Below are 7,284 nucleotides of genomic sequence, written 5' to 3' on the forward strand. Positions count from 1 at the left end.
ACCAATGCCTTTACCCTGAAATTCAGGAAATACGAATATAGCTGCCAAAGTATTTTCATACAGTGCATAAAAACCAACTGTTTTCGACTCGATTTCATAAACGAAAACTTCTGATGCAGGAATATAAATATTACGCATGCTCTCAACTTGAGATCCCCAGAAGTCAGCTGGGACGAAATCATGCGCTTTAACAGAGGCTTCAAGCCAGATTTCAAGAACCGAATCTAAGTCATGTGAATTGTACTTTCTTATCATTTTCAAACTCTAGATTTCCAAATTTATCGGGGCAACATAACGCCGCGTTAAGTGGTGARCAACGCTACCACTGCACTCAAGACATTATGCCATAAACACTGATGCATATCTTRAAACTGAARCCGCCRAGCGTTGGGAATCCGTCTTAAACGCTTTGTTATATGCAAACTCCCACCCCAAATGGAGAGCTATTTTCACTATTGATGATAGACTCAATCAATAGCCCCTTATTCACAGTAAACACCATGAAAGACTGTAATCAATGTGGAAAGTGCTGCATCAAATATGGCGATGGTGACTTAGCCGCTACACAAGAAGAGATTGACCTTTGGGAAGTGTTTAACCCTGACATCTTTGAATATGTGAAAGATGGAAAGATTTGGTTTGAGCCGGAAACAAGAGAGCAATTAAACCACTGCCCATTTTTAGAGTTAGTACCCAAAACAAAGCCCGAAGAAAAAAGTAAGTACACTTGCAGTATTTACTTCGATAGACCAGAAGATTGTCGCCACTACCCTAGCCTTATCAATGAAATGGTTCGGGACGAGTGTGAAATGATAGAAATTACCGACTTGAAAAACCCAAAAAAAGCTCAGAAAGATCTAGATAAACTGATGAATTCTAGCCGACCGTCGAGCTATTCCTAGGCTGATTTAAGCAATTGCATATAACGCCCAATTAAGGTGCGATAACGCTATAAAACCCAGACTAAACCATTGCGCCGTAAACACAAGATTCAAATCGGAGTAAAATCGGCAAGCGTTAGGAGTCACTCTTAAATTGTTTGTTAGACCCGTGTTACAGGTATACTCTCAATTTTCACACCAAATAGGTTAAAATAAAGCTTCCTATAAATGATGGTATTCCCGCAATAAACATAACCAAGCCAAACTTATAATTTGCTCGATAATTCAACCACTTTTCAGACTGTAAATCATGCCCTTTCACCATTGATTTCATTTTACTTGTTACATAATCGACATCATAGTTTCGGCTCACTTTTCCGCCATCCCAAGTTAGGCTTGCAACAATCCAAATCAGCACACCCGAATAAAATAATAAGTCACTGATTCTTGAGTTTGAAAAATAGTCCACAAAACTCAACAAAAGCATTATGCCGCTAATGGATATGAAATTAACAACAAACACAATTTTCAGTAAGCTGACCATATATTACTCATTAATTCATGGAGTTAGAGAAAGGGTATAACGCCGCATTAAGGGGTGAACAACGCCTCCACCCGACCTAACGTATTGTACCGTAAACACTAAATTTGAAGTAGATACAAAAATGCCAAGCGTTGAGAATCCCTCTTAAATGCTTTGTTAGATTACCTTTCGCACAAATCGCATGATTTAATTGAATTGAACTTTTTGCGCAATACACTATAATCTAACTGTAATTCCACTTTGGAGATTGACCATGCATACATTAACAGCAAATGATGCCAAACGTAATTTCGGAGAGCTGCTTCTCAACGCTCAACGTGAGCCAGTTAAGATAAGTAAAAATAACAAAGATGCCGTTGTGGTGATGTCGATTAGAGACTATGAAGAGCTCGAAACTATGAAAGCCGATTACATCAAGCATTGCTTTGAGTCTGCAAAAGCAGACTTAGCCCAAGGCAATGTAGTTGATGGTGAAAATTTCCTAAACGCGTTGTAAGTAAAGTATGCAATATAAACTAAGTAAATTAGCACAGGCTCATTTGCACAAAATCAAAAATTATACAGTTACGAACTTTTCCGAAATGCAGTGGAACACATACAAAAATACACTTCTTACTGGATTTCAGATGCTCGCTGAAAACCCCGCAGTAGGCAGAAACTGCAACGATTTATATCAAAATGGATTTTATTTCCCGATTGGTAAACACACAGCGTACTTTACCAAAGAAGACGGCTTTATTTTAGTCGTTGCAGTTCTTGGACAATCGCAACTTCCACAAAACCATCTACGATAATTACCACACCCTAGCATTTTGAGTTAGGGTGCAATTTTTGATTGGTAAACTAACGCCGCGTTAAGTGGTGAGCAACGCCTACCACCCTGCCTAAACCATTGTGACATAGACACTTAAACTGAAGAAAACCGGAAATGCCAAGCGTTGGGAATCCGTCTTAAACGCTTTGTTATGAGCGTGGTTCAGCTAGGTGCTCTATGCCTAATTCTCGTTGCTTGCGCTTACTTAAACCACTCGCGACAATTCGGTATGATTCCGATAAATAATACTTTAGGTCATCGTCTAGTTTACCTGAAGTCCCAACTTGCTGTATCCACTTCATTCCACGACTAGCAAAATATGGAGCCGGTTTATAACCTTCACAATCACTTAGAAAGTCGAAATTTAAGTTAGAGGTTTTAAACGTGAATGCAGCTTGGGATCCATCGCTCCAACCACCTATCGCAAACACTTTACAACCAACCTTCCATACATCGGAATTACCCCATTGAACGACGTGACTCGTTCCAGCAAAAGATCCGCAAAAATGGTTAAACTCTTCGTAATTCATGTTGATTTCCCTATTAGCTCATAACGCCCAATTAAGGTGCGACAACGCTGTAACACCCAAACTAAACCACTGCACCGTAAACACAAAATTCAAACCGGAGTGAAGCAGCCAAGCGTTAGGAGTCACTCTTAAATTGTTTGTTATGTAACAAGTGTTCCTCTAATAGGGCTGATTGTATATAGGTTGTCATCATCTAAACTGATTGTTAAACCTAAACAGAAAAGCACATCTCTGTATAAATATTCAAATTCATTAAGAAGTCCCATCGCTAGTTCAGCGTCACTTTTTGTACATACTTTTCCCTTATGTACTATCTCATTTCTAACTTTTTGTATATAAGAACGTTCTTGCCATATAGTCAATTTTGCACCTTCACGTTTAAAGTCACAGACATTATCTGTAACCGCAAAAAGTGAATCAAACACCCAGAAGACAAAACGATTAAACCTATCTAAACCACTCTGTTTGATCACCGCATCACACATGAACTTGCTGATCATTTTATCGCTAACTAAGCAACTAATGACAGGTCTTAATATGACTTCTTTAATGAGGACTTCTATCGCGGAAACAGCTAACACAACAGTTGCCATATCATTAACACCTCTAACATCTAAGGTACCATAGACTAAGTGTCCTAAGTTCTCACCGCAATGCGGGGACTCGTCATAATATTCTCTAATACGGTCTTTCGTATAACGAATTGCTACGTCGTCCCTTTTCGACAAATATTCTTCGAGTTCCGCTATGGATTCTAAATAATCTTCATAAGTTGAATCGGAGTCTAACTCTGTACTACTCATTTATTTGTCCCGAATTAAAATAATGCTTCAAGTGGTTGTTTTTGTTACATAACGCCCAATTAAGGGGTGAGCAACGCTGCCACCCAAACCTAAAGCATTGTGCCATAAACACTGAATTTGAAGTAGAGTCAAAAATGCCGAGCGTTGGGAATCCCTCTTAAATTGTTTGTTAGGTAAATTACTCTTTGTCGAAGCTATCAACGACTATTGCTCCCATCGAGGCTGGCATGGAAATTATGATGACTCTCTTTAACGCTACTAGCGGGTCTGATAACAACGGAAGCTTGTTGATGCAAAACAACACCAACATCACGACCATCGCTGTCATAAAATATGCAACGACTATGCGTAGAATGAAAACTAACTTACGCTCAGATACGTTACGCTGAAAAACATTTTCAAAGGTGTACAAAGTTAGGAAAACCACTGACAAAGTGAATAACACTAACAGATTTAGAATCGGCAAGGTCTCCCCCAAACGCCAAGCCTCTTCAGAGAATGAAATGGGAACAGCGAGCGCAAATGCACCAACAAATATCTGACTAGCATCTTCGAAGTTAAAGCTATATTTCACTGAAGCCTCCTTCCATTTACCTAACGCCCAATTAACTTGCGCAGCAACGCAATGCAGAGGTTCTGCACTGCGCCATAATCACTAGGACTGATTTGAAGTAAAACTGCCACGCGTTGTAAGTCAGGTTAAATTGTTTGTTATGTTTACGAGTCAGTCATATATGTGACAACTTTCGGATCACGAAACATTGCTGATACAGCCTCACCTAAAGTGTGGCTTGCTGTATCGTGTACATCGTAGCCATTTTCACTATAAGCCGTATAAATTGCACTATATCCGTTACCGATAGAAATAGAGATTTTTGTCGTGCACGATGGACCAAACATTCCTTTTTTACAACTTAAGTTATCCACTGACATCGACAACTCTTTAGCTGGGTTTTTTGACGATATAGTTGCTTTTCTTTTCACCAATTCTTGTTCAGTTATTGCGACCAAAGTTTCGGTAAAATCAAATTTTGATCCAGTAAATGCCATAATATCAAGATCAGCTACAACTATTTTGTCGTGGCTAGGTTGGGTATTAATTACCGCCACAGTATCGTTTACGTTGAATTCAATGAAAGGGCTAATTTCCGTAACATCAACTTCTGTCTTTAATGGTTGAACGCAGCCTCCGAGAATTAGCGGGAAGAGTATTACTATTTTATTCATTAGAACCACTATGCAACTTGTATCAAAAAATTTAGAGTGCAAGCTAACAAATTAAAGCCTCACAAAATGAGACTTACGCTTAATTTCAGGTAGTTAACATAACGCCCAATTAAGGTGCGACAACGCTATAACACCCAAGCTNAACCATTGCACCGTAAACACNAANTTCAAATCRRAGTGAAAYYGNCANGCGTTGGGAGTCACTCTTAAATTGTTTGTTAGGCGTGGCTCATTTTTGGTATTTAGCTGACGTGATAAACTCACCAAATGTCTCACACCATACAATGACCGTATTATATTTAGAGACATCNATACCTTTCGGTATTTTGACCGCAAAGTTTTCGAAAGTCTTAACATTACCAATGCGAACCATACTGTCTTTTAATCGATTAAAATCAGATTCAGTTTCGACAAACTCGGTTGAYAGGTAAAGCTTATAATCAGGACCGGGCGCAAGGCTTCCAGTTAATGTGATGTACTCTGGACCAACTGCTACCTGACCTTCACCCCAATGAAAAGAGTCACTATCCTTGAGGTCTTTTTTGAACATCGCGGAAAACTGTGCTTGGGAAGATAATTGAGTGACTTCAGACTCAGTTGGAGATGTTGGTGCAATAAGAATCGGCAGCATATAAATGCCTAAACCAACACCGAATGCCCCCACAGACAAGTGAGTGACTAAAAGTAATATAATTGTCTTCATTTTCATAGCTGTCCCTTCCTTAGTAACAACTTATCTTACCAACAAAACAGATACTTGAAATAACAATTCTGTCTTCCTATGAAATGAGGTCTTTTATCTCTAGCCGCTTTAATCAAATTCTACTTGAGAAGATGCCTCCAGACCACTCCTAACGCCGCGTTAAGTRGTGAGCAACGCCACCACCCTRCCTAAAACCTTGCCACCTTAAACACCAAAGCTGACCCAAACTGAAAATGCCGAGCGTTGGGAATCTGTCTTAAACGCTTTGTTATGTACGTTTCACCGCGACCACGGAATATGTATGCCAATGCTTCATTCTACCCAATGAAGTCTTCGATTTTTCATCACGTTCAAAGAACCTGACTATTTCAAAACCTGAGAACAGAGCCTTTACCTCTGATTCCGATAAAGGTGTGGTTGGAGTACGATAGTTGTTAGCCCAACTGTCTTCAAAGCCCATGAAGTCACCAGCAAACACTCCACCGATTTCAATTGAAGATTTAATATTGCTCCAAGTCGATTCAAATTGGTTTGGGTCAGCGAAGAACAAACTGGAATTTGCAATAACTACGCCAGACTTTGGATAGTCGAATGATTCAAACGACGACTCTGTAATTTCCACTAATGACTTTGCCCCAAATCGGTCTCTACAAATAGAGACTGAATCAGGATTAATATCGAAGCCATGAACCTGATAACCCTGTTGTTCTAGGTACTCGATATCACTACCTGTTCCACAACCACAGTCAGTGGCTATTTTAAGGTTTGATTCATTGAGTCTGGATGCAAACTCAGTACGTTTTGAATGTGGGCGAGACAATGCCTTTTCGTAGTACTGGCGCCAAATTTCAGTATTTTCATCCATAAGTTTCTGATTTTCCCTAAAAGTACATAACGCCGCGTTAAGTGGTGAGCAACGCTACCACCCTACCTAAACCATTGTGACATAAACACTTAAACTGAAGTAAGCCGAAAATGCCAAGCGTTGGGAATCCGTCTTAAACGCTTTGTTATACGATTTTACTCAAGTGACTTCACTAGCTCTTGAATCTCACCAAGGCTATATGATTGATATTTAATATAAAAACCTCTCGTGTTAGCAGAAGCATGTGATTCATTATTGATACCAGCAACTGACTTATAGTTACATATTTTAGCGCTAATATTGCCGACTTCTAACCCTGATTTTCTTGATATTTCGCGGGCATACTCACTTTGTTTACCTCTTGGAAAACCTTCACTTTCCAACCTCTTGAAAGCGGCTAAACATCTGAGTTCGTTTAGGTCATTCCACAATGAAGTGTCTCTGTAGCTCATATGATCTCCACAATATTCAGGCAATTACCAGTGTGAGTATAGATTGTTTCGCACGTAATCGTATAACGCCGCGTTAAGTGGTGAACAGCGCTACCACTGCACTCAAGACATTATGCCATAAACTCTGATGCATATCTTTAAACTGAAGCCGCCAAGCGTTGTGAATCCGTCTTAAACACTTTGTTATATGCAAACTCCCATGCCAAATGCAGAGCTAATTTCACTATTGATGATAGACTCAATCAATAGCCTTCTAATTCAAAGTAAACACCATGAAAGACTGCAACCAATGTGGGAAATGCTGCATCAAATATGGCGATGGTGATTTAGCAGCCACGCAGGAAGAAATAGACCTGTGGGAGCTGTTTAATCCAGATATCTTTGAATATGTGAAAGATGGGAAAATCTGGTTTAATCCAGAAACCAGAGAACAATTAAACCATTGTCCATTTTTGGAGTTAGTGC

At 39.5% G+C, this 7,284-nt stretch carries 12 protein-coding genes and 1 pseudogene; 4 read left to right on the forward strand and 9 right to left on the reverse strand.

Features of this window, described 5'->3' with window-relative positions:
* Window positions 1-255, reverse strand: a 255-nt coding sequence (locus L4C39_RS00295) for a GNAT family protein (RefSeq protein WP_489686394.1), incomplete at its 3' end; no start/stop codon positions are given.
* Window positions 256-500: 245 nt separating this feature from the next.
* On the opposite strand from L4C39_RS00295, the gene L4C39_RS00300 reads away from it, so the two are divergent.
* Complete coding sequence (locus L4C39_RS00300; protein ID WP_429743764.1) at window positions 501-902, forward strand: YkgJ family cysteine cluster protein; 402 nt, start codon at window positions 501-503, stop codon at window positions 900-902.
* 172 nt (window positions 903-1,074) lie between these two features.
* Here L4C39_RS00300 and L4C39_RS00305 read toward each other — a convergent pair whose 3' ends face one another.
* The gene (locus L4C39_RS00305; RefSeq protein WP_429743753.1) at window positions 1,075-1,425 is read right to left on the reverse strand and encodes a hypothetical protein; all 351 of its coding nucleotides are present in this window, start codon (window positions 1,423-1,425) and stop codon (window positions 1,075-1,077) included.
* Between the two features lie 253 nt (window positions 1,426-1,678).
* On the opposite strand from L4C39_RS00305, the gene L4C39_RS00310 reads away from it, so the two are divergent.
* Both L4C39_RS00310 and L4C39_RS00315 read left to right on the forward strand, forming a co-directional pair.
* The gene (locus L4C39_RS00310) at window positions 1,679-1,921 is read left to right on the forward strand and encodes a type II toxin-antitoxin system Phd/YefM family antitoxin (protein ID WP_261889224.1); all 243 of its coding nucleotides are present in this window, start codon (window positions 1,679-1,681) and stop codon (window positions 1,919-1,921) included.
* Window positions 1,922-1,928: 7 nt separating this feature from the next.
* Window positions 1,929-2,219 carry a type II toxin-antitoxin system RelE/ParE family toxin gene (locus L4C39_RS00315; protein WP_261889223.1) on the forward strand — a complete coding sequence of 97 codons (291 nt, stop codon included), beginning with the start codon at window positions 1,929-1,931 and terminating at the stop codon, window positions 2,217-2,219.
* A 169-nt stretch (window positions 2,220-2,388) separates the two neighbouring features.
* Here the strand turns inward: L4C39_RS00315 and L4C39_RS00320 are convergent, their stop codons facing one another.
* The 7 genes from L4C39_RS00320 to L4C39_RS00350 form a co-directional block, all read right to left on the reverse strand.
* Window positions 2,389-2,769: an MmcQ/YjbR family DNA-binding protein gene (locus L4C39_RS00320; protein ID WP_429743756.1), complete on the reverse strand. Its 381-nt coding sequence runs from the start codon at window positions 2,767-2,769 to the stop codon at window positions 2,389-2,391.
* Window positions 2,770-2,909: 140 nt separating this feature from the next.
* Window positions 2,910-3,572 (reverse strand): hypothetical protein, encoded by a 663-nt coding sequence (locus tag L4C39_RS00325; protein WP_171757574.1) that lies wholly within the window; start codon window positions 3,570-3,572, stop codon window positions 2,910-2,912.
* A 178-nt stretch (window positions 3,573-3,750) separates the two neighbouring features.
* The gene (locus tag L4C39_RS00330) at window positions 3,751-4,146 is read right to left on the reverse strand and encodes a DUF2391 family protein (RefSeq protein WP_029203406.1); all 396 of its coding nucleotides are present in this window, start codon (window positions 4,144-4,146) and stop codon (window positions 3,751-3,753) included.
* A gap of 143 nt (window positions 4,147-4,289) precedes the next feature.
* Window positions 4,290-4,799: a hypothetical protein gene (locus L4C39_RS00335; RefSeq protein WP_136996191.1), complete on the reverse strand. Its 510-nt coding sequence runs from the start codon at window positions 4,797-4,799 to the stop codon at window positions 4,290-4,292.
* A 229-nt stretch (window positions 4,800-5,028) separates the two neighbouring features.
* Window positions 5,029-5,508 (reverse strand): DM13 domain-containing protein, encoded by a 480-nt coding sequence (locus L4C39_RS00340; protein WP_429743759.1) that lies wholly within the window; start codon window positions 5,506-5,508, stop codon window positions 5,029-5,031.
* 262 nt (window positions 5,509-5,770) lie between these two features.
* The gene (locus tag L4C39_RS00345; RefSeq protein WP_005595493.1) at window positions 5,771-6,367 is read right to left on the reverse strand and encodes a class I SAM-dependent methyltransferase; all 597 of its coding nucleotides are present in this window, start codon (window positions 6,365-6,367) and stop codon (window positions 5,771-5,773) included.
* A 155-nt stretch (window positions 6,368-6,522) separates the two neighbouring features.
* Window positions 6,523-6,819 carry a hypothetical protein gene (locus tag L4C39_RS00350; protein WP_429743761.1) on the reverse strand — a complete coding sequence of 99 codons (297 nt, stop codon included), beginning with the start codon at window positions 6,817-6,819 and terminating at the stop codon, window positions 6,523-6,525.
* Between the two features lie 272 nt (window positions 6,820-7,091).
* On the opposite strand from L4C39_RS00350, the pseudogene L4C39_RS00355 reads away from it, so the two are divergent.
* Window positions 7,092-7,284, forward strand: a pseudogene (locus L4C39_RS00355) (YkgJ family cysteine cluster protein); the annotation flags it as partial.

Source organism: Vibrio clamense (assembly GCF_050337905.1).
In the GTDB taxonomy this organism is placed as follows: Bacteria; Pseudomonadota; Gammaproteobacteria; order Enterobacterales; family Vibrionaceae; genus Vibrio; species Vibrio cortegadensis.